At 32.1% G+C, this 21,590-nt stretch carries 17 protein-coding genes and 1 rRNA gene; 8 read left to right on the top strand and 10 right to left on the bottom strand.

What is annotated here, in order from left to right; all coding sequences use genetic code 11:
* Positions 1–118 precede the first annotated feature (118 nt).
* Positions 119–2,572, bottom strand: coding sequence for an endopeptidase La (lon, locus tag IW18_RS12405; protein ID WP_041518133.1), 2,454 nt, complete (start codon positions 2,570–2,572; stop codon positions 119–121).
* Between the two features lie 286 nt (positions 2,573–2,858).
* On the opposite strand from lon, the gene IW18_RS12400 reads away from it, so the two are divergent.
* From IW18_RS12400 to IW18_RS12375, 6 genes are all read left to right on the top strand, one after another.
* Positions 2,859–3,413, top strand: coding sequence for an RNA polymerase sigma factor (locus tag IW18_RS12400; RefSeq protein ID WP_041518132.1), 555 nt, complete (start codon positions 2,859–2,861; stop codon positions 3,411–3,413).
* A 91-nt stretch (positions 3,414–3,504) separates the two neighbouring features.
* Entirely contained in the window at positions 3,505–4,041 is a 537-nt protein-coding gene (locus IW18_RS12395; protein WP_041518131.1) for a hypothetical protein, read from the top strand.
* A complete protein-coding gene (locus IW18_RS12390) occupies positions 4,025–5,086 on the top strand; it encodes a DUF4097 family beta strand repeat-containing protein (RefSeq protein WP_041518129.1) in 1,062 nt (353 codons plus the stop codon). Before IW18_RS12395 ends, IW18_RS12390 begins: the two co-directional genes overlap by 17 nt.
* Positions 5,087–5,104: 18 nt before the next feature.
* Positions 5,105–5,830 carry a head GIN domain-containing protein gene (locus IW18_RS12385; protein WP_041518127.1) on the top strand — a complete coding sequence of 242 codons (726 nt, stop codon included), beginning with the start codon at positions 5,105–5,107 and terminating at the stop codon, positions 5,828–5,830.
* A 60-nt stretch (positions 5,831–5,890) separates the two neighbouring features.
* Positions 5,891–7,003 (top strand): serine hydrolase domain-containing protein, encoded by a 1,113-nt coding sequence (locus IW18_RS12380; protein ID WP_052480158.1) that lies wholly within the window; start codon positions 5,891–5,893, stop codon positions 7,001–7,003.
* A gap of 49 nt (positions 7,004–7,052) precedes the next feature.
* Positions 7,053–8,888 (top strand): serine hydrolase, encoded by a 1,836-nt coding sequence (locus IW18_RS12375; RefSeq protein ID WP_052480157.1) that lies wholly within the window; start codon positions 7,053–7,055, stop codon positions 8,886–8,888.
* 10 nt (positions 8,889–8,898) lie between these two features.
* Here IW18_RS12375 and IW18_RS12370 read toward each other — a convergent pair whose 3' ends face one another.
* The 6 genes from IW18_RS12370 to IW18_RS12345 form a co-directional block, all read right to left on the bottom strand.
* The gene (locus IW18_RS12370; RefSeq protein ID WP_041518125.1) at positions 8,899–10,233 is read right to left on the bottom strand and encodes an MFS transporter; all 1,335 of its coding nucleotides are present in this window, start codon (positions 10,231–10,233) and stop codon (positions 8,899–8,901) included.
* 172 nt (positions 10,234–10,405) lie between these two features.
* A complete protein-coding gene (locus IW18_RS12365) occupies positions 10,406–11,218 on the bottom strand; it encodes a M48 family metallopeptidase (protein ID WP_041518124.1) in 813 nt (270 codons plus the stop codon).
* Between the two features lie 87 nt (positions 11,219–11,305).
* Complete coding sequence (locus IW18_RS12360) at positions 11,306–13,705, bottom strand: glycoside hydrolase family 31 protein (RefSeq protein WP_041518122.1); 2,400 nt, start codon at positions 13,703–13,705, stop codon at positions 11,306–11,308.
* 202 nt (positions 13,706–13,907) lie between these two features.
* Complete coding sequence (glgB, locus tag IW18_RS12355) at positions 13,908–15,812, bottom strand: 1,4-alpha-glucan branching protein GlgB (RefSeq protein WP_041518120.1); 1,905 nt, start codon at positions 15,810–15,812, stop codon at positions 13,908–13,910.
* Between the two features lie 36 nt (positions 15,813–15,848).
* Positions 15,849–17,129 carry a glucose-1-phosphate adenylyltransferase gene (locus IW18_RS12350; protein WP_041518287.1) on the bottom strand — a complete coding sequence of 427 codons (1,281 nt, stop codon included), beginning with the start codon at positions 17,127–17,129 and terminating at the stop codon, positions 15,849–15,851.
* A complete protein-coding gene (locus tag IW18_RS12345) occupies positions 17,119–18,546 on the bottom strand; it encodes a glycogen synthase (RefSeq protein ID WP_041518119.1) in 1,428 nt (475 codons plus the stop codon). The genes IW18_RS12350 and IW18_RS12345 overlap by 11 nt, the downstream gene beginning before the upstream one ends.
* 137 nt (positions 18,547–18,683) lie before the next feature.
* Here IW18_RS12345 and IW18_RS12340 point away from each other — a divergent pair, with 137 nt between their 5' ends.
* Both IW18_RS12340 and IW18_RS12335 read left to right on the top strand, forming a co-directional pair.
* On the top strand, positions 18,684–19,550 hold the full coding sequence (locus tag IW18_RS12340) for an alpha/beta fold hydrolase (RefSeq protein ID WP_041518117.1): 867 nt from the start codon (positions 18,684–18,686) through the stop codon (positions 19,548–19,550).
* A 47-nt stretch (positions 19,551–19,597) separates the two neighbouring features.
* Positions 19,598–20,242, top strand: coding sequence for an endonuclease III domain-containing protein (locus IW18_RS12335; RefSeq protein WP_041518115.1), 645 nt, complete (start codon positions 19,598–19,600; stop codon positions 20,240–20,242).
* A gap of 3 nt (positions 20,243–20,245) precedes the next feature.
* Here IW18_RS12335 and IW18_RS12330 read toward each other — a convergent pair whose 3' ends face one another.
* From IW18_RS12330 to rrf, 3 genes are all read right to left on the bottom strand, one after another.
* The gene (locus tag IW18_RS12330) at positions 20,246–20,680 is read right to left on the bottom strand and encodes a 3-methyl-2-oxobutanoate hydroxymethyltransferase (RefSeq protein WP_041518286.1); all 435 of its coding nucleotides are present in this window, start codon (positions 20,678–20,680) and stop codon (positions 20,246–20,248) included.
* Between the two features lie 16 nt (positions 20,681–20,696).
* A complete protein-coding gene (locus IW18_RS12325; protein ID WP_041518113.1) occupies positions 20,697–21,149 on the bottom strand; it encodes a DUF1569 domain-containing protein in 453 nt (150 codons plus the stop codon).
* A gap of 285 nt (positions 21,150–21,434) precedes the next feature.
* A 5S ribosomal RNA gene (gene rrf, locus IW18_RS12320) occupies positions 21,435–21,544 on the bottom strand.
* Positions 21,545–21,590 lie beyond the last annotated feature (46 nt).

Below are 21,590 nucleotides of genomic sequence, written 5' to 3'. Positions count from 1 at the left end.
ACTCCAAATTCCAATCAAATAAATGATATCCATATTCTCATAAAAAAAAATCCAAACTCCAAAACTGAACTAACAGCCTGGAATTTGGATTTTAAAATATTGGGATTTCTATTGAAATTTATTTCAATACTTTCGCATTTTTAACACTTTGATCTGTAAGAGCCAAAGCTAAAACTTCACTCATTTCTTTTACGTAATGAAAAGTTAAACCTTCTAAATACTCTGCTTTGATTTCATCAATATCACTTTTGTTTTCGTGACATAGAATAATTTCTTTAATTCCTGCTCTTTTAGCTGCAAGTATTTTTTCTTTAATTCCACCAACTGGTAAAACTTTTCCGCGAAGCGTAATTTCACCTGTCATTGCTAAACTTTTCTTTACTTTCTTTTGTGTTAATAAAGAAACCAAAGAGGTCAGCATTGCAATACCGGCGCTTGGTCCGTCTTTTGGCGTTGCTCCTTCCGGAACGTGTAAATGAATATTATATTTTTGGAATAACTCTACACTTAATCCTAGTTTTTTAGCATTTGCTTTAATGTATTCTAAAGCAATTGTAGCTGATTCTTTCATGACATTTCCAAGATTTCCTGTAATTGTCAATGAACCTTTTCCTTCGGAAATTAATGATTCAATAAATAAAATATCTCCACCAACACTTGTCCAGGCAAGACCTGTAACAACTCCTGCAATATCATTGTTTTCGTATTTATCGCGCTCTAATCTTGGCACGCCTAATACTTTTATAATATCTTCGTCAGTTACTTTTTTATTGTACTCCTCTTCCATTGCCACAGATTTTGCAGCATTACGAATAACCTGAGCTATTTTAGTTTCTAGATTACGAACACCAGATTCACGTGTATAACCTTCAACAATTTTCTCTAATTGTTTTTTACCAATTGTTAAATCTTTTGAAGTTAATCCGTGCGCTTCTAATTGTTTTGGAAACAAGTGTCTTTTTGCAATCTCTACTTTTTCTTCAATTGTATAACCTGACATTTTGATCACTTCCATTCTGTCACGCAAAGCAGGCTGAATAGATGCCATATTGTTTGATGTTGCAATAAACATGACTTTAGATAAATCATAACCCATTTCCAGGAAATTATCATAAAAAGCATTGTTTTGCTCCGGATCTAAAACTTCTAATAAAGCTGATGATGGATCTCCACTATTTCCGCTTGATAATTTATCAATTTCGTCTAAAATAAATACTGGATTTGACGTTCCTGCTTTCTTTAAACTTTGAATAATTCTACCAGGCATTGCACCAATATAAGTTTTTCTATGTCCGCGAATTTCGGCTTCGTCACGTAATCCACCTAATGAGATACGCACATATTCACGACCTAAAGCCTCGGCAACAGATCGCCCAATAGATGTTTTACCAACTCCTGGAGGTCCTGTTAAACAAATAATTGGAGACTTCATATCGTTACGAAGTTTCAATACTGCCAAGTGTTCAATCATTCTTTTCTTAACTTCCTCAAGTCCAAAATGATCTTTATCTAATATTTTTTGAGCATGTTTTAAATCGAATTTATCTTTAGAATATTCCCCCCAAGGTAACTCTAAAAACAATTCTAAATAATTGCGTTGAATTCCAAAATCTGGCGATTGCGGATTCATTCTGCGCATTTTAGACAATTCTTTTTCGAAATGCTTTTGCGTTTTTTCGTCCCATTTTTTAGTTTTCGCTTTCAGACCCATTTCGTCCATTTCTTCTTCTTGCGAAACGCCACCCAATTCTTCCTGAATGGTTTTCATTTGCTGGTGCAAGAAATATTCACGTTGCTGCTGATCAAGATCAAAACGAACTTTTGACTGAATATCATTTTTCAATTCTAATTTTTGAAGCTCGATGTTCATATATCGTAAAGTCTCTAACGCGCGATCTTTTAAACCGTTTATAGACAAAAGACCTTGTTTTTCTTTTACCGACAAATTCATATTAGAAGAAACAAAATTGATCAGGAACGATTGACTTTCAATGTTCTTAATCGCAAAAGTTGCTTCTGATGGAATGTTTGGACTTTCTTTTATAATTTGAATTGCCAATTCTTTAACTGAATCTAAAATTGCAGTAAACTCGCTGTCATTTTCGTCAGGTCGTTCTTCTGAAACTTCTTTGATAGTTGCTGTAATATAAGGCTCTTCTGAAACGACTTCGTCAATTTCAAAACGTTTTTTTCCTTGGAGGATTACTGTAACGTTTCCGTCGGGCATTTTTAAAACACGCAGAATTCTGGCAACAGTACCAATTTTATGAATATCATCTTTAGATGGATCTTCGTCCTCTTCGTTAATTTGAGAAACTACTCCAATGATTTTTCCGCCTGCATTGGCATCGTTTATTAGTTTTATTGATTTATCTCTTCCTGCCGAAATCGGTATTACTACTCCAGGGAATAAAACGGTATTACGTAAAGGTAAAATTGGTAACGAAAGCGGAAGCTCTTCGTTATTCATTTCCTCTTCGTCTTCTGGAGTTAATAATGGAATCAATTCTGCTTCTGAATCAAATTCTTGAAGTGACAGATTGTCAATTGTAAGTATTTTATGGTTTGACATAATAATATATAAGTCGTTTTGTCATTAAAAATTTAATACTAACTGTAAATATAAGTTCACCTTTTGTAGTTTTTACTAAAAACAGTAAAAGTGTTTCACTTACAGGATAGGCCGTAAAAATAGACAATCATTATGCCAAAACCAAAAAAGGCAGTTTTGAAATTGAGATGTCAAGGGCAATTAACATAATAAAAAGGTCTATTTTCAAAAAAATTACAATTAATTTTATCAAAAGTGTAACAAACCCCAAAAAGCAAAGTCATTATAAAAAACAAGCAACCACTACTTGAGTATAACTAACCAAAATATCGAAGAATTAATCACACTTTGTAAGGAGAACAACCAAAAAGCTCAATTCGAAGTTTACAATCGTTACAGTAAAGCGATGTACAATGTGGCTTACCGCATTGTTAAAGATGAACATTTTGCACAAGACGTCATGCAAGAAGGATTTTTAAAGGCTTTTACAAAAATCAATGATTACAAACAAGAAGTAGCGTTTGGTGCGTGGTTAAAAAAAATAATTATCAATTATAGTATTGATTTTTATAAAAAGAATAATGCATTTCAGGTCGAGGATTTAAGCAAAACACTCTATAAACTGGAAGAAAATGACGGCTTTTTTTCAGAAAATATTGATTTGAATTCACTAAAGGTAAAACAAGTTTTAGATACCATTTTAAGCTTAAAGGATAATTATCGCATGGTATTGACGCTTTTTTATATTGAGGGCTACGACCAGGAAGAAATTAGCGAAATTTTAAATATAAGTTATGCAAACTGCCGGACTACGCTGAGCAGAGCAAAAGAAGGTTTACGTAAAAAATTAGAAGATATATGAAATCGCCACTAAAGCAAAGTTTGTGCAAACAAACACCAATAAATAAAAAGGCGATACCATATATCACCTCTAAAAAATAAATTTTGGATATATGAAAAAGGAAAATGACAATTTAGATCAATTATTTGAAAAATTTGAAAATCAATGGGATGTACAGGAAATGAGTTCTGATCATCAGCTTGATTTTTTTAACAAACTAAATAAAAAACAACCTAAGAAAAAGAATTATGCTGTTTGGGCAATTGCTGCTTCAATTTTGGTGCTTCTTGGTGTATCGCTTTTTTACAACAATACACAGAAACCTAAAGAACTCAAATTTGCATCTAAAGAAACTAAAAGAACCGATTCTATTTTCAGTATTTTAATTGATAACGAATTGATTAAATTAAAAGAAAAAAGTTCTCCTGAAAACGAACAAATTATTAATGATGCATTAAAACAAATGAAAGTTTTTGATGCCGATTACGCAAAAATCATTGCAGAGTTGCAAAAGAATGGCGAAAACAAACAAATTATTTATGCCATGATTAGCAATTTACAAACCAGAATCTCTTTTTTACAAACGGTTTTACAGCGCATTGAAGAAAACGAAAAATTTAAAAACACTACTGATGAAAAAACATTATAATATACTAATCTTATTCCTTTTGATTCCTTTTTTGGGATTTTCAAACGATGATACTTACGTAACTAAGCAAAAAAACATTAAAAAAACGTATATCGTTAATTCTAATGCCGGAATTGACATTGATAACAGATACGGAAATATCTCAGTAAGTACTTGGGATGAAGATAAAATTGATCTAGACATCACGATTAAAGTTTCGGGCGGAAATGAAAACTGGGTTAATGAAAAACTAAACAGTATTGATGTTGACATTACAGCATTAAAATCGATGGTTACAGCAATTACTAAACTAGGAACTTCATCTTTAAAAAGTAAAGGAAGCAGCAATAGTTTTGAAATTAATTATGTGATAAAAATTCCGAAAAACGGAACTGTGAAATTGGTCAACAAGTATGGAAACATTTCAGTTCTTAGTTTAGAAGGAACAGCAGATATTGCTTGTAAATACGGGAAAGTGAATTTGGGAAAATTAAACAATTCGAATAATCGAATTCAGATTGAATATTGCCAAAGTTCTTCTATAGATTATATTAAAAACGGAACTATCGAAGCGCGATATTCAGGATTAAAAATTAATGATTCTGGTAACTTAAATCTTGATACTAATTATACAGATTTAACAGTTTCTGATACTCAAAATATTAAATATGACTGCAATTACGGAACCTTAAAATTCCAGAAAGTAAACTCGTTCTCAGGATCAGGAAATTACCTTACGATTTCGATTGCCGAACTTTCTAATAGTATTAATTTAGATACTAATTACAGTAAGTTTTATGTTGGTGTTATCAAAGAAAAAGCAAATAACGTAAATATCACTTCGGGTTACTCTGATGTTTCGTTAGGATATGACATGAATTATGCTTTTGATTTTGATATTAATACGAAATACGGAAGTATTAGAACTGACAGCTCTTTGGATGTTTCAGTAAACGAAAGTAAAAACACCAGCAAAAGGCTTAGTGGTTTCAATAAAAAGAAAGGTCAAAATAAAGTAATTATAACTTCGAATTATGGAAACGTATCATTAAATAAAAAACAGTAATCTTAAAAAAATAAAGCAATGAAAAAATTAATACAATTAGTAGTTTGTGGTGCGTTTTTAGTGAGTTTTGTAGGTAATGCACAATCGAATAAAATTAGTGGAAACGGAAAAGTAACAACAGATACCAGAACAACCGGAGAATATAATGCTATAAAAATTGCAGGATCTTTTGATGTGGATTTAGTGGCAGGAAAAGAAGGTAAAATTATTTTAAAAGGTGAAGAAAACATTCTACAAGTAATTGTTGTTGAAGTTGAAGATAATACCTTGAAAATTTATGTAAAGAAAAGCACTAATATCCGTTCTAGTTTTGGTAAAAAAGTTCACATAACAGTTCCGTTTGAGAAAATTTCAGAATTAAACTTGGCTGGTTCTGGAGACATTAAATCAAAAGACGTTATTAAAAATGATAAATTCTTAGCAAAACTTTCAGGTTCAGGCAATTTTAATTTAGCCATTGAATCCAGTACTTTAGAGCTTAATTTAAGCGGATCTGGAGATGTAAATTTAAAAGGTGTAGCTGATAATTTTACTACTAAACTTTCGGGATCCGGTGATATTGACGCTGGAAATTTAAAGTCAAAAAATGTTGATGTTAATGTTTCAGGATCTGGAGATACTAAAGTAAACTGTAGTGGAAGTTTAACTGCTAGAGTTTCAGGATCTGGTGATATTAAATATACTGGAAACCCTGAGAAACGGGATGTAAAGGTTTCTGGTTCGGGTAGTATTTCAAAAGCATAATTGTATTTAAAGCTCAATAATACGAGATTACATAAAAATCATCTAATCAAATATCAAAAAATGAACAGAATAATTCTTCTTTTATTATTGAGCTTTAATTTTACTCTTTACAGTCAGCAAAAAGGAAATAACTTTTCTAAGAAAGAAATTATTGAAGCAATTACAAAAACTGCTAACAATTTATTAAAAGATTCAAAGGCAAATTCTGTTTCTATTGCTATCGTAAAAGATGGCAAATCATATATCAGACATTTTGGTATCTTAGAAAAAGGAAAAGAAGGAAAAGCCAATAGTAACACTCTATTTGAAATAGCATCAGTAACCAAAGTTTTTACTGGAACCTTAATGGCAAATGCTGTTCTTGAAGGAAAAATAAATTTGGATGATGATATCAGAAAATACTTAAATGAGCCTTTTTCTAATTTAAATTTTAAAGGAAATCCAATTAGAATTAAAGATTTACTAACACATAGAACTGGTATATTAACTCCTTTTCCTGATACAAAAGAAATTCGTCAAAAATATAGTCCTGATAGTTTTTTAGTTCATAAAAACAGGCTTGATAAATCATATACTAAAAGTGATTTTTTTATTGCTTTAAGAAAAGTGAAAGTCGATACATTACCAGGAAAAACCTTTAAATATGGTGCGCTTGGACCTGAATTATGCGCTCATATTTTAGAAAATGTTTATAAAGAAAGCTACGAAGATCAATTGCATCAGGTGATTTTTGATAAGTTAAAGATGAATTCAACAAGAATTAAACTTAATAAAAATGATATAGTCGCAAATGGGTACAATGAAAGTGAGTTATTGATGACACCACTTTCAAGCAATCTTTGGGGCGCTTCAAAAATGCTTAAATCAACAATTAATGATTTGACAAAATTCATCAAATTTGAACTAGATCGAAATAACAAAATAGTACTAGAATCACATCGAAAAATTGCATTAAATCCTGATATGGGCTATTTCTGGGAGATTCAAACTGATATTGATGGCAACACTATTTACGCAAAAGATGGCGGCTCAATTGGAACTCAAAACATTTTAAAAATATTCCCTGAATCTAATTTTGGCTTTGTAATTCTCATGAACCAAAGCGATAAAAATTCAGGAACTTATCTTGAGACAGCAGTCAATAATTTATTGAATGAATTAAAGCAGAAATAACAACTAAAAGTTCTGCTTCAGAAAAACAATCTAAAAAATTCTATATAAAATGAGACGGACAGTATTAATTATCCTTCTGAGTTTTTCTTGTGCCTTATCTTTTGCGCAAAAAAAGAGAGATACAAATAAGATTAACGTTTTTGAAGAACTTAAAAAAAGTACATCAGAAATGATGTTAAAATATAATTTAAAAGGTTTAAGTGTTGCTGTGTTTGAAAATTATAAAACTATATGGACAAATCAATGGGGAATTAAAGCTGCTGATTCTTCCGAAAAAATCGATCTAAATACAGCTTTTTCTACAGCATCTATTTCAAAACCAATAACAGCAATTGTTTGTGCAATGCTCGAAGAAAAAGGTTTAATAAATCTAGATGACCCAATTGAGAATTATCTTGAAAGATGGAAACTTCCGGAAAGCACTTTCACTAAAGATACAAAAGTAACCTGGAAACAACTTTTATCTCACACTGCGGGAACAAGTCAAGGCGGATTTGAAGATTATTATTTGGGAGATTCTATCCCAACTATTGTACAAAGTTTACAGGGAAAACTATTGCCGAGATCTAAAAAACCAATCGAATTTATATTTAAACCGGGAGCTAATTGGGAATATAGTGGCGGTGGATATGTCATTATTCAATGTGCGCTTGAAGATCACTTTAATAAACCATTGGCACAAATTGTAAAAGAAAATCTTCTTGATCCTTTACAATTGCAAAATTCAACAATGATTCAGCCAAATGAACAAGGATTTTTAACCAATATTGCAAAAGTTCATAATAGTAAAGGTGAAATTATTAGAACAGGAATACCAATTACACCACAAGTTGCACCATCTGGTTTATGGTCTACTCCTAGTGATTTAGCATTAATTGCTATCGAAATGCAAAAAGCTCTTTTGGGAAATGGAAATAAGATAATTTCGACTACGGTTGCAAAAAAAGTAACGAAAATTGTTACAATGAATGGGCCACGTGGCTGGAGTTATGGCTGGCAACGAAGTTTAGGTTTTGGAAATGTGGAATGGTTTTCGCATGACGGATCAAATACTGGAACTGGAGGCGATTTGTTAGCGACTATGAAAAATGGTAATGGAATTGCAATTTTAGCCAATGGTGACAAACCCAACCGTTTGCCTGTGATGTCTTTTATTGAAAATGAAATTATTACTAAATTACATTGGAACAAACCCTTTAATAAAGCAGCTTTGCAACCGGCTCCGCCAACATTAAAAAAAGCTATCAAAGGATATTATACTGAAATTCTTTATGGCTACAACAGATTAGGAGTTACTAAAATATTTGAAGAAAATAACCTCTTGTATCTTAATTCGCCGTATTTAAAAGATAGTTTTAATGTAGAAAAAAATGAAATGTACTATATAGGAAACAATAGCTTTAAAGTTGAAAATTATCCAAATATAATTGAGTTTAATTTGGCAAAAAATAAACTTAACGGATTAGCTATTTCTCGCCCAGATTACACGGACAAAAAATTAAAACTTTCTCTAGATAAAATAAGGACACCGCAAACTCAGTTAATGGAGATTTTTAGCGAAAATAGTTTTGAAATAGCTGTAAATCAATTTAAAAAATTAAAGTTGAAGTATCCAACATACAACTTTGAAGAAAATTTGAATAATTTAGGATATAGTGTTTTTAATAAAAAACAAATTAATCTTTCTATTCAAATTTTCTCTCTTAATTGTTCTGAATATCCTGAATCTGCAAATGCTTACGATAGCTTAGGCGAAGTATTTGAAACTATTGGAAAACTAGAAATTGCCAAACAAAACTATCAAAAATCATTAGAACTTAATCCTCAAAATGATAATGCAAAGCAGATGATTTCCAAAATCAATACACAGCTTCTACTTAAGTAATCTTGCTAATTTAAGACACTTTTAAGGTGTCTTTTTTTGGCACTCTTCTTAATAGAAAAATTGCGATCACAAAGAAAACTCCTAAAACTATAAAAGCTGAACGCGGACTTCCGGTTCTTTGATCAATAATTCCGTATATGCACATACCAATAACAATTCCTATTTTTTCGGCAACGTCATAGAAACTAAAAAACGATGCTGTATCAAGAGTTTCGGGCAATAATTTTGAATATGTCGAACGTGACAAAGCCTGAATTCCTCCCATTACAAATCCCGCAACTGTTGCCATTATATAAAAATGCATTGGTAAAGTAATCAAAAAAGCAAATCCGCACGAAACTGCCCAAATACAATTAATAAAAATAAGGGTTGGTATATTTCCAAATTTTGAAGAAGCTTTAGATGTTAAAACTGCGCCTACAACAGCAACTAATTGAATAATTAAAATACAAGTAATTAGTCCAATCGTACCTTCTTCTTTTGATGACCATTTTATTTCCTGAGCTCCAAAATAGGTAGCAACAAGCATTACCGTTTGCACTGCCATGCTCGAAACAAAAAAACCTCCTAAATAACGTTTTAAAGCAACATTCTCTTTTAATAATCCCCAAACTTTTTTTAGTTCTTTGAAACCATTAAAAATAACAGATTTTGTTAATTTTTCGTCTGTATCCTTGCTTCCTTTTGGTAAATAATAATAGGTATATTGACTGAATAAAACCCACCAAACTCCCACCATTACAAACGAATAGCGCATAGCAATATCTGAAGCACTTTCTGTAGCTGTTCCTTGAATACTAAACCAATCCGGCTTCATAATCATGGCTAAATTAAGTACGAGTAAAATAACACTTCCTATATAGCCTAATGAATAACCTTTAGCACTTATACTGTCCTGTTGTTCTTCAAAAGCAATATCTGGTAAATACGAATTATAAAAAACTAAACTTCCCCAATATCCAATTAATCCAAGGAAATAAAATCCTAAACCTATATAAATGTTATCAAGATTAAACCAATATAATCCCATGCAAGAGATGGCACCCAAATAACAGAAGAATTTCATGAACGCTTTTTTATTACCTACATAATCAGCAATTCCGGATAATAGTGGCGAAATAAACGAAACTACCAAAAAAGCAAAAGCTGTGATAAAACTAATTAAGGCAGAATTTTTTAGGTGTAAACCAAAAACATCAATATAGTGATCACGTTTTGAGAATAAAGCTTCATAAAAAATAGGAAATACTGCCGAGGCAATTGTAAGTGTATAAACTGAATTGGCCCAATCATAAAATGCCCAGGCATTTAATAATTTTTTATCTCCTTTTTGTAGGTTTTTCATAAAAATGGTTTTGTTAACAGGTTACGAATTTATCCAATTTTTATTATAATCAAATAGATTTTATCTAAATCGTGTATTATTAAATTATTAAAGAATTCTCAAAAGCAAATCCCACAAAAAAAGCCACTCTTAAAAGAGCGGCTTTTATATTCTATAAAATTACATTTAAATCTTATCTAATAACTCCAACTTTAAGAGCAGTTGCTTTTGCCTCTGGAATCAATGATTTTAAATTAGCAATTCTCGTAGCATCAGACGGGTGCGTACTCATAAACTCAGGTGTTCCTGCTGCTCCCGATTTGGCAGACATTCTTGTCCAAAATGAAATTGCATCATCTGGATTATAACCTGCAATTGCCATAAGCGTTAATCCTATTTTATCAGCTTCTGTTTCATTACTTCGGCTAAACGGAAGCATTACTCCTACTTCTGAACCAACGCCATAAGCTTGCGCGAATATTTGTCTGGTTGCGTCAGATTTATTACTTGTTGCTGCATCTAATGCTGCGCTTCCAATTTGTTGCAATTGTGCTGCACTCATACGTTGCGCACCGTGATTTGCTAATGCATGCGATACTTCGTGTCCCATAACTGTTGCCAAACCTGCTTCGTCCTGAGTTATTGGTAAAATACCCGAATAGACAACAATTTTACCACCTGGCATACACCAAGCATTCACTTCTTTATTTTCTACTAATTTGTATTCCCAGCGATAATCTTTTAAGTATTGCGACTGCCCTAAGTATGCTAAATACTTCTCGGCGGCAGCTTTAATTTTCATTCCCACATTTTCAACTCTTTTTGCATCTGCAGTTCCGGTAATTACTTTATTTTCAGTCAAAAATGTGTTGTATTGCTGAAAAGATGTAGGAAACAACTCGCTGTTTGAAACAAAATTTAAAGTTTGCTTTCCTGTAATTGGATTTGTTGCACAAGCACTAACCAGAAGGCCTGTAGAAATTGCTAAAAGTAAATGATTCTTCATGATAACATAGATTAATATGTGGTAAAAATACAAATACTCTTAATAAGATTCTTACATAATTAATTATAAAAATATCATAATTTTTACTTATTCTCCAGTAATATGAAGTTCACTAAATTCTTTATCAACTATTAAAAAATGGTTTGCTTCGAACTCTATTTTATTAAATTCGACTTTTTCATTATCAATTTCAATTTCAGTTACTTTAAATGGCAATCCAATTAAATTAATCTTGTATTTAGTATAAGGTGTATCGTATTTTCCCTCTTTATGCAACTGAATAATCAATTCCTTTTCTTTTCCAATTGTTCTAAAAGACAGAAAGCTGTAACGTCCTTTTTTATAATCATAACCATCTTGAGCATCTTCATAAACAACAGATTTTTCTTTTCCAATTTTGAAATATAAATCAAGTGTTAATTCGTCAAACTCCAATTCTCCAACATATTGCTGAACTGGGTATTTTGGAATTATTGCTCCGGCTTTTACAAACACAGGGATTTCATCAAATTTAGTATCAACCCAAACTTCTCTTCCTCCTATCGAAAACTCATTTGTCCAGTAGTTATACCACTCGCCTCTTGGTATATACATGCGTCTACCTACAGCATTAGGTTCAAGAATTGGACATACTAAAATTTGGTTTCCAAAGATAAATTCATCATTGCGATAATGCGTTTGAGTATCATCTTGGTCATAATACACCAGTGGTTTTAACATTGGAATTCCTTCTTCAATATATTGCCAAAACATGGTATATAAATACGGTAATAATTGGTAACGAAGACTTACAAACTTTCTGGTAATATTGATAACTTCTTCATCAAAAGCCCAAGGTTCTTGATTGCCATGATCTCCAGAAGAATGCGTTCTACAAAACGGATGAAAAACTCCTAACTGAATCCATCTTGCATACAATTCGCCTGTTGGCTGTTCCGCAAAACCTCCAATATCAGAACCTGTAAATCCCATTCCGGAAATGCACATTCTTTGTACTTGAATGTTGGCAATCCACAAATGTTCCCACGTTGCTACATTATCTCCAGTCCATGACGATGTATAACGCTGCGCCCCAGAATAAGCTGACCTTGTAATTACAAAAGGACGTTTTGGATAAGCAAAGCGTTTTACACCATGATAAGTGGCTCTCGCCATTTGTGTACCGTAAATATTATGAGCCTTTCTATGACTGCAAGGATTTCCGTCGTAAACGTGTCGAACATCCATTGGGAAAGTTTTATTTGGAACTTCCATAACAGCAGGTTCATTCATATCGTTCCAAACACCTTTAACTCCAATATCTGAAATTAATTCTTTAAATAATCCTGCCCACCATTCTCTTACAACGGGATTTGTGTAATCTGGAAAATTACATTCGCCAGGCCAAACTTTTCCTTTCATATAAGGACCATCGGCTCTTTTGCAGAAATAATCTTTTTCTAAGGCTTCTTTATAAACCCAATAATCTTTATCAATTTTAATTCCCGGATCGATGATTACAACAGTTTTAAAACCATCTTCTGCCAGTTCGGCAACCATTCGTTTGGGGTCAGGAAAATATTCTTTACTCCACGTAAAACATCGAAAACCTTCCATATAATCAATATCCAAATAAATGGCATCGCACGGAATTTTAAGTTCTCTAAATTTTGATGTGATTTCTTTTACTTTGCTTTCTGGATAATAACTCCATTTACACTGATGATATCCTAAAACCCATAATGGCGGTAATTCTGGTTTACCCGTTAAATCTGTATAAGTAGTTACAACATCTTGCATTTGTGGGCCATAAATGAAGTAATAATTCATTTCGCCACCTTCAGCCCAAAAACTGGTTACGTTTCTTCTTTCCTGACAAAAATCAAAGAAAGTTCTAAAAGTATTATCGAAGAAAATTCCGTAAGATTGTTTGTTGTGTAAACCAATATAAAACGGAACTACTTTGTATAAAGGGTCTTGCTCTTTTTGATAAGCATATTGATCTGTAGCAAAATTTTCTAATCTTTTGCCTTTTAAATTCATTTGTGTGGCTTTATCTCCTAAACCGTAAAAACACTCTCCATCTTTAGAGGATTTACTCATTTTTACGATATTTCCGCCATACTCGTAACTTTCTTCCCAATGAAATCCAAGTTCATCTTCAAGTATTAAAAGATCGTTTAAATCGTAAATCGATAAGCGAAGATCTGCTTTTTGAATTTTACATTTTACTTTACTGGTTTTTATCAAGAAATAGGTTTCTTCTTCAGTAAGTTCCAGAAAATTATAGCCGTGAAGCTGTGTTTTATCTATTGCATACGAAAAATCGTTGCTAAAATAACCTTTGGTTGTAAAACGAAATCGAATTAAACTGTCTCTAAGAATAGTGACTCTTAAAATAACTTTATTGTCTGTATTAAAAAAGATAGAGTCACCTTCTTGCTCATATGACACGATTTTTGATGGATATAAATCGCCTTTATATTCTAATGATGTATTTGTAATCATGCCGCTAATAAATTAATTATTCTAATTATAACTCTCTTTCAAACTTACAAAAAAACTAAGTAAACCGCTATGAATAAACGGATTATTCACGAAAACGTTTTTTTTGAATGAGTGCTAAATTACGCCTTAAAAAACCGATAAATCGATAATTTAAGATCACTAAATTGATAAATTGGTATTACTAAAAAATAATTGCAGTTTTTTAAATAAAAGAATAAACTGTTACACTTAATGGAGGTAAAATTAATTCGATCGAATCTTCTCTTCCATCATATGATACTGCTTCTGTTTTTAGAGTTTTAGGATTTTCTATTCCGCTACCTCCATAAATACTGGCATCACTATTAAAAATTTCTTCTAGTTTACCTTTTTTCGGAACACCAATTCTGTAATTTTCTCTAACAACTTGTGTAAAATTACAAACAACAATTACATTTTCGTCAGGATTATTTCCTTTTCGGATATAAGACAAAACAGCGTTTTGATGGTCAGAATAGTTTATCCATTCGAAACCTTCGCCACTAAATTGTTTTTCATACAATGCTGGACGAGATTTATATAATTGATTTAGATCTGTAATTAACTTTTTTGTTCCGGAATGGTAATCGTATTGCAATAAATGCCAATCTAAACTATTCTCGAAATTCCATTCATCACTCTGTCCAAATTCAGATCCCATAAACAATAATTTAGTTCCGGGATGTGTAAACATGTAACCGTAAAGCAATCTTAAATTTGCAAATTTTTGCCATTCGTCTCCTGGCATTTTATTAGCAATTGATTTTTTCCCATAAACCACTTCGTCATGAGAAAACGGCAACATAAAATTTTCAGTAAAAGCATAAGTCATCGAAAAAGTTAAATCATTCTGGTGGTATTTACGATAAACAGTTTCTTTTTGAAAGTATTTTAAGGTGTCGTGCATCCAGCCCATCATCCATTTCATTCCAAAACCTAAACCTCCTGTAAAAGTTGGTCTTGAAACCATAGGAAAAGAAGTACTTTCTTCGGCAATAGTCTGAACTCCATCAAAATTAGCATAGACAACTTCATTAAACTCTTTAAGAAAACTAATAGTATCCAGATTTTCTCTTCCACCATAAATATTTGGTTCCCACTCCCATTCCTTTCTCGAATAATCCAAATAAAGCATTGAGGCAACAGCATCAACTCTTAATCCATCGACATGATAATGTTGAAGCCAAAAGACAGCATTACTAATTAAAAATGCTCTCACTTCGTTGCGTCCGTAATTAAAAACTAAGCTTTTCCAATCCGGATGATACCCTTTTCTGCGATCTGGATGTTCGTATAAATGAGAGCCATCAAAATACCCTAATCCATGTGCGTCATCAGGAAAATGTGACGGGACCCAGTCTAAAATTACTCCAATTCCAGCCTGATGCAGTTTATCGACTAAAACCATAAAATCCTGTGGTTTTCCAAAACGAGAAGTTGGTGCAAAATATCCTGTCAATTGATATCCCCATGAAGGATCATAAGGATACTCCATAATTGGCATAAATTCGACGTGAGTAAAACCAGTTTCTTTTACGTAAGAAACTAAGTCATCGGCCAGTTCTAAATACGTTAAAAACTTATTATTATTTCCGCGTTTCCATGAACCTAAATGTACTTCGTAAACGGAATATGGTTTATCCAGCGCATTATTTTCCTTGCGAGAATGCATCCAATTTTCATCCTTCCACTTATAATCTAAATCCCAAACAACCGAAGCCGTGTGTGGAGGTTTTTCGCAATATAAAGCAAATGGATCGGCTTTTTCAGTAACAATTCCATCAATATTCGATTGAATTTTATACTTATAAAGTACACCTTTTGCAAGATCTGGAATGAATCCTTCCCATATTCCGGAAGAATCCCAACGAACTTGCAAAAGATGTTCTCCTTGTGTCCAATAATTAAAGTCGCCCACAACAGAAACCGTTGCTGCGGTTGGTGCCCAAACCGCAAAATACACGCCTTTTACTCCATTAACTTCAACTAAATGGGCTCCTAATTTTTCGTATAATTTGAAGTGTTTTCCGGCTTTGAATAAATCAATATCAAAATCAGTAAATAAAGAATGCGTGATTACTTTAGACATATTTGGTTTTTATGGCAATAATTAACTTTTGATATTTTATTCAATTCTAAAATTGTCTGATAAAATAACTCCTTTTTTAATAACAACAATTCCGTCTTTTATACTGTATAATTCGTTGGTAAAATTGTCTAAATGCTTTCCTCCGCTAATATGTACATTGTTTCCTATACGTACATTTTTATCGATTAAAGCATTTTGTATAAAACAATTCTCTCCAATCCCTATATGAATTTTATTAATACTTGCTTCATGATTTAATTCATCCAGGTCCTGATAAAAATCGTTACCCATAACGTAGCAATTTTCAAGCACAGTACCTTCGCCAATTCTTGAACGAATTCCAATAACAGAAGTTTTAATTTCTTTAGCATTAATAATACAACCTTCAGAAATTAAGGATTGATTGATATTTGAATTTCTAAATTTTGACGGAGGCAATAATCTTGGTCTCGTAAAAATTTTGTTTTCATTATCGAATAAATTAAACTCAGGAATATCAGCTGTTAAACCAATATTGGCTTCAAAAAATGATTCAATATTTCCAATATCTGTCCAATAACCCTCGTATTGATAACTTAGTATTTTATGTTTTCCAACTGCTTGCGGGATAATCTCTTTTCCGAAATCTTTGGTATCCGGATTCCCCATTAATTCCTCTAATAATGGTTTATTGAAAATATAGATTCCCATTGAGGCAAGATACTTTTTGCCTTTTTCTTGCATTTGTTCGCTTACTTCAGATTCCCATTCAGGCAAAAGTGAAGCATCGGGTTTCTCGATAAACGATTCTACGCAGTTTTCATGATTGGTTTTCAGAATTCCAAATTCTGGTGCATCCTTAGCATTTACAGGTAATGTTGCAATAGAAATTTCGGCATCAGCAGCAATATGAGCTTCTAACATTTCGTTAAAATCCATTTGATACAATTGATCTCCAGATAAAATTAAAGCATAATCAAAATCATGTTTTAAGAAATGCGACATACATTGTCGCACAGCATCTGCAGTTCCCTGAAACCACGTTGGATTATCCGGTGTTTGTTCTGCCGCCAAAATATCGACAAAAGACTGACTTAATATACTAAAATTAAAGGTGTTTTTGATGTGGGCATTTAAAGACGCAGAATTAAATTGCGTCAAAACAAATATTTTAAAAATATCTGAATTGATACAGTTTGAAATGGGTATATCCACCAACCTGTATTTTCCACCAATCGGAACTGCGGGTTTTGATCTTGTTTCTGTTAATGGAAATAAACGGGATCCTTGTCCTCCTCCTAAAATAATAGCAATAACGCTTTTCTTTTTAAACTTCATTTTTCTCAATTATTAGGTTGTATATCTCAATGTATTCTTGGCAAACTCTTTCCCAGGAATGATCTGTTGCCATTCCAATTTTTATAATTTTATTAAAATTTAACTTGTCCTCGTACAATCTTACTGCACGGTTTATAGAATAACATATATCCCCAACTGAAGCCTGATCATGACAGATTCCGTTTCCATTATCACCAAAATCAATTACGGTATCACGAAGTCCGCCGGTTCTTCTAACAATTGGTACAGTTCCGTAGCGCAATGCATACATTTGGTTTAAGCCACATGGTTCGACTCTGGAAGGCATTAAAATATAATCTGAACCTGCGTAAATCAAATGCGCTAATTCCTCATTATAACCAATAAAAACATTGTAATTGCCCTTATAATCATTTCGCAATTGTACTAACTGCTCTTCTATTACTGAATTTCCAGAACCTAAAATCAAGATGTTTATATTCTCAAAATTTTCAGATAAAGCTAAAGCCGAAGCTTGAGGTAATAAATCGCCGCCTTTCTCTTCAAATAAACGGCCAATAAAACTAAATAATGGTTTTGTTGGATCTAATTCAAATTCCTCGCAAAGCTTTTCCTTATTCTTCTGTTTACCAATTTCAAAAGTATCAATCGAGTAATTATGTGCAAGCATTTGATCTTTTGACGGATCCCAAACTTCAAAGTCAATCCCATTTAAAATTCCTTTTGATTTATTGCGAACGGAGTTAAACAATGTTTCCAGTCCATTTGCAGCAATATTTATTTCATTTAAGTAACTTGGAGAGACAGTTGTAACTGCATGCGCACATTTAATACCAACCGCCAACGAGTTTAAAGAATTATTCCATTCTAAAAAACCAACATGAATCAAATCAAATTCAGGTAAATAATGAATTTTATCAAAACCAAACCAGCCTTGATACAAACCATTGTGAATTGTAATGACCGTTCTTATACTTCTTAATTTTTCATATTTATAAGCGTACTTTACCAAAAACGGAATCAATCCTGTATGATGATCATGACAATTGATTATATTAGGAACATCTTCCCGCATTAAAATCCAATCTAAGCTCGCAATCTGAAAAGCCAAAAAACGCTCAATATCGTCTTCATAACCGTATACATTTGGACGATCAAATAATTCATTAATTTCAATTAAATATAATTCATATCCAAGTTTGTTAGTAGTTTCTTTAAGAACGCTAAAAGGAAAATCGAAATTCCCTAACTTCACACTTCCCCAATGAACACATTCAAAGTCATTCTCTTTTCTAAACTTCGTACTATAGCACGGAACTACAACTCGAACTTTATGTCCAGCATTTGTCTGATATTTTGGTAATGCGCCAACAACATCTGCCAACCCTCCAACTTTTGCCATTGGGTAACATTCTGCGCTAATGTGAAATATTTCCATGCTACGATTTTATAAACCAATTAAATAAAATTTCTGAATTATTTTTTTCAGTAAACATTTATTAAAACGCTACTTTTATGTTTTTTAAATTTAGGAAAAAATAAGTAAAATTAAGCCCTCAAATAAAATTTATCAATATGACAAAAAAGGCAACTAATCCTACTGACTCATTAAAAATTCCGCAGTTTATAATTGTATCCAGTAAAGTATGTGCTTTTATTTCTACTAAACTTGTTACATCATACGTGGCAAAACTATTCACAACACCTATAAAACATAAGATCCCTAAACGTGAGTTTGATATGGATCAAAAAAGTATTCAAAAGACAATCTATGTTCCGTCAATTGATAAAAATATTGCAACATATGAATATGGAAAAAGTGAGCAGAAAATACTATTAGTTCACGGATGGTCAGGCCGAGGAACACAATTATTTAAAATAGCAGATGAACTAATAAAAAACGGATATTCGACTGTAAGTTTTGATGCTCCTGCTCATGGAAAATCTAGTGGAAAATCTACCATAATGTCCGAATTTATTGCTTCGATATTAGAAATTGAAAAACAATTTGGTCCATTTGACTTTGCAATTGGACATTCATTAGGAGGCATGTCAGTTCTAAATGCGATAAAAGATGGCTTTCAGGTAAATAAAGCCATAGTCATTGGCAGCGGAGATATTGTTCAGGATATTCTAGACGATTTTATAGCAAAACTTGGACTAAAACCAGAAATTAGCGAGCGTTTACGTGAACGTTTTGAAGAGAAATATCAAGTAAAGATGAACGATTTCTCAGCTTACATAGCTGCTCAAGAAGTAAAAATTCCAGTTTTGGTAATTCATGACAATAATGATCCCGAAGTTCCTGTAAAAGCTGGTATACACATTCATGAGAACCTCAAAAATGGGACTTTATATCTAACAGAAGGATTAGGACACAGGAAAATATTAGGAAATCAAAATGTCATTAAGAAGATATTAGATTTCATTAAAAGTAACTAATTTTGTGATGGTTACATTTTAAAAATTTACTTCTAAAAATAGGAAACATGGATTTATTTGGAGAAACAATAAATTGGGAGGAGAAATTGAAACCAATTTTGGATAAGTATAAAGGAAGGAAACATCCTCTAGATTATCAAAACACCTACCAATTATTGGTTATGGTAATTTTATCCGCACAAGATTCTGATGCCAATATCAATAAGATTACTCCGCCTTTATTTGAGAAATATCCAACTCTAAAAAGCTTATCTGAGTCAGATCTTGAAACGTTTATTCCTTATATTAGCAAAGTTCGCAACTATCCAACAAAAGCGCAATGGATTTTAGAAATTGCTAAAACAATCAAAAATGACAAAGATATTCCTTTAACAATGCAAGGATTAACTGCTTTAAAAGGAATTGGGAGAAAATCTGCCAATGTAATACTAAGAGAAACCAGCAAACCTGCAGAAGGCATTATTGCCGATTTACACGTAATTAGAGTAGCGCCAAGAATTGGAATTATTAAAGAAAGTAAGGATGGTAATAAAGTGGAGAAAGACCTAATGCAAGTTCTGCCAAAAAATATTTGGTCAGAAATTGGAATGGCAATATCTTTTTTAGGTAGAGAAACTTGTAGGCCAAAACCCAAATGCGAAGAATGCCTGATTGCAGATTCTTGTCATTATTATATAACAGAGGTCATTTAGAAATTATTTTCTTCGGGTATCGATTAAATAAATAATTTGCCATTTATCTTTTTCTTTAAATAGCGTAAAAGTATTCACTCCCGAATGACTTAATTTATCATTCAAATAAAATTCGTATGGCGCCCAAACATGCGCCATCGATCCATCTATTTGAATGTTATAACTTAAAATCTTCTCCCTAAACTTCATCGTTGAAGGAATTGAAGCAATTGATTTATAAAACTCATTAGGAGTTTCAACGGACAATTTATTTCCTTTAACAGAATTCTCACTAATCGATTGTAAAATCATTTTATCAGCACAAACAGACTTTATTAGACTTGTATCTTTTTGATGAAATCCTTCAAAAAAAATCTCAATACTTCTTTGAACATCTTGTTTTTGTGCATTACAATTCAATCCAAACAAAAAGAAGACAAATAAAAAAACTACTTTCATAAAATACTTTTTAAAATTAAACTCCAAACTGAGTCAGATGGTGATCTAAATGTTTAGCAAACATATTATTCCACTCTTTTGCAGTCAATTTCCCAAAAGATAGAGATTCCTTGCCCTCAAATTCTTTTTCGCCAAATTCTTGAGTTTGCAGGATGTAAGAAATTAATCGATTTTTTTCAAGTTCAAAATCACGATCGCCTTTAACAATAAACTGTGGAGCAGTTCTACTGTTTTTAGGGTATGGTTTTTCATTAACCACTCCATTTTTTATAAATGATTTCAAAATAAATCTCATGAAACCATTAGGTTTTGGATGAATATTATCATAAACCATTTCATAGGTAACGTTGCAATGTGCTAACATTTGAGCAACACTCATACTACCCCAAACTGCTGTTGAGTCGGTTTTAAGATCATTTATGCGATTTATAATTTCAGTAGAATCTTTTTTAAGGAAAATATTTTTCATGATCTATAAGCCAATTAGAGAATATAAAAGCAAATATACTATAAAAAGCAAATTGAGCCGTAAGTGTAATTTATGAAAACCAAAAAAATCACTTAATAGTACTTTGCTGAGAATCGCTTCAGTGAGATTAAGTATTACTTATTTTCAAATATGGAATTCTCACGAAGTACATAATAAGCTTGCAAAATTTCATTGTTGATTTAAAATACAGAAAACTATCGATGATATTCCCAACAACCTATAAAAACAAAAAAACCCTATCCGATTAGATAGGGTTTTTGAAAAGAAAGGCGACGACATACTCTCCCACATAACTGCAGTACCATCTGCGCAGGCGGGCTTAACTACTCTGTTCGGGATGGGAAGAGGTGAGCCCCGCCGCAATAACCACCTTAAGGTCGTTGTTACTTGAGGTAACTTTTTTAATTAACAATTGATAAT

Source organism: Flavobacterium hibernum, from assembly GCF_000832125.1.
Lineage (GTDB): Bacteria > Bacteroidota > Bacteroidia > Flavobacteriales > Flavobacteriaceae > Flavobacterium > Flavobacterium hibernum.
This window is presented reverse-complemented; position numbering and strand designations above follow the sequence as displayed.

What these genes read in the sequence shown, in the direction of transcription:
- lon (WP_041518133.1), bottom strand. Translation starts at nt 2,572, where the DNA reads ATGTCAAACCATAAAATACTTACAATTGACAATCTGTCACTTCAAGAA.
- IW18_RS12395 (WP_041518131.1), top strand. Translation starts at nt 3,505, where the DNA reads ATGAAAAAGGAAAATGACAATTTAGATCAATTATTTGAAAAATTTGAA.
- IW18_RS12390 (WP_041518129.1), top strand. Translation starts at nt 4,025, where the DNA reads ATGAAAAAACATTATAATATACTAATCTTATTCCTTTTGATTCCTTTT.
- IW18_RS12385 (WP_041518127.1), top strand. Translation starts at nt 5,105, where the DNA reads ATGAAAAAATTAATACAATTAGTAGTTTGTGGTGCGTTTTTAGTGAGT.
- IW18_RS12380 (WP_052480158.1), top strand. Translation starts at nt 5,891, where the DNA reads ATGAACAGAATAATTCTTCTTTTATTATTGAGCTTTAATTTTACTCTT.
- IW18_RS12375 (WP_052480157.1), top strand. Translation starts at nt 7,053, where the DNA reads ATGAGACGGACAGTATTAATTATCCTTCTGAGTTTTTCTTGTGCCTTA.
- IW18_RS12370 (WP_041518125.1), bottom strand. Translation starts at nt 10,233, where the DNA reads ATGAAAAACCTACAAAAAGGAGATAAAAAATTATTAAATGCCTGGGCA.
- IW18_RS12365 (WP_041518124.1), bottom strand. Translation starts at nt 11,218, where the DNA reads ATGAAGAATCATTTACTTTTAGCAATTTCTACAGGCCTTCTGGTTAGT.
- IW18_RS12360 (WP_041518122.1), bottom strand. Translation starts at nt 13,705, where the DNA reads ATGATTACAAATACATCATTAGAATATAAAGGCGATTTATATCCATCA.
- glgB (WP_041518120.1), bottom strand. Translation starts at nt 15,812, where the DNA reads ATGTCTAAAGTAATCACGCATTCTTTATTTACTGATTTTGATATTGAT.
- IW18_RS12350 (WP_041518287.1), bottom strand. Translation starts at nt 17,129, where the DNA reads ATGAAGTTTAAAAAGAAAAGCGTTATTGCTATTATTTTAGGAGGAGGA.
- IW18_RS12345 (WP_041518119.1), bottom strand. Translation starts at nt 18,546, where the DNA reads ATGGAAATATTTCACATTAGCGCAGAATGTTACCCAATGGCAAAAGTT.
- IW18_RS12340 (WP_041518117.1), top strand. Translation starts at nt 18,684, where the DNA reads ATGACAAAAAAGGCAACTAATCCTACTGACTCATTAAAAATTCCGCAG.
- IW18_RS12335 (WP_041518115.1), top strand. Translation starts at nt 19,598, where the DNA reads ATGGATTTATTTGGAGAAACAATAAATTGGGAGGAGAAATTGAAACCA.
- IW18_RS12330 (WP_041518286.1), bottom strand. Translation starts at nt 20,680, where the DNA reads ATGAAAGTAGTTTTTTTATTTGTCTTCTTTTTGTTTGGATTGAATTGT.
- IW18_RS12325 (WP_041518113.1), bottom strand. Translation starts at nt 21,149, where the DNA reads ATGAAAAATATTTTCCTTAAAAAAGATTCTACTGAAATTATAAATCGC.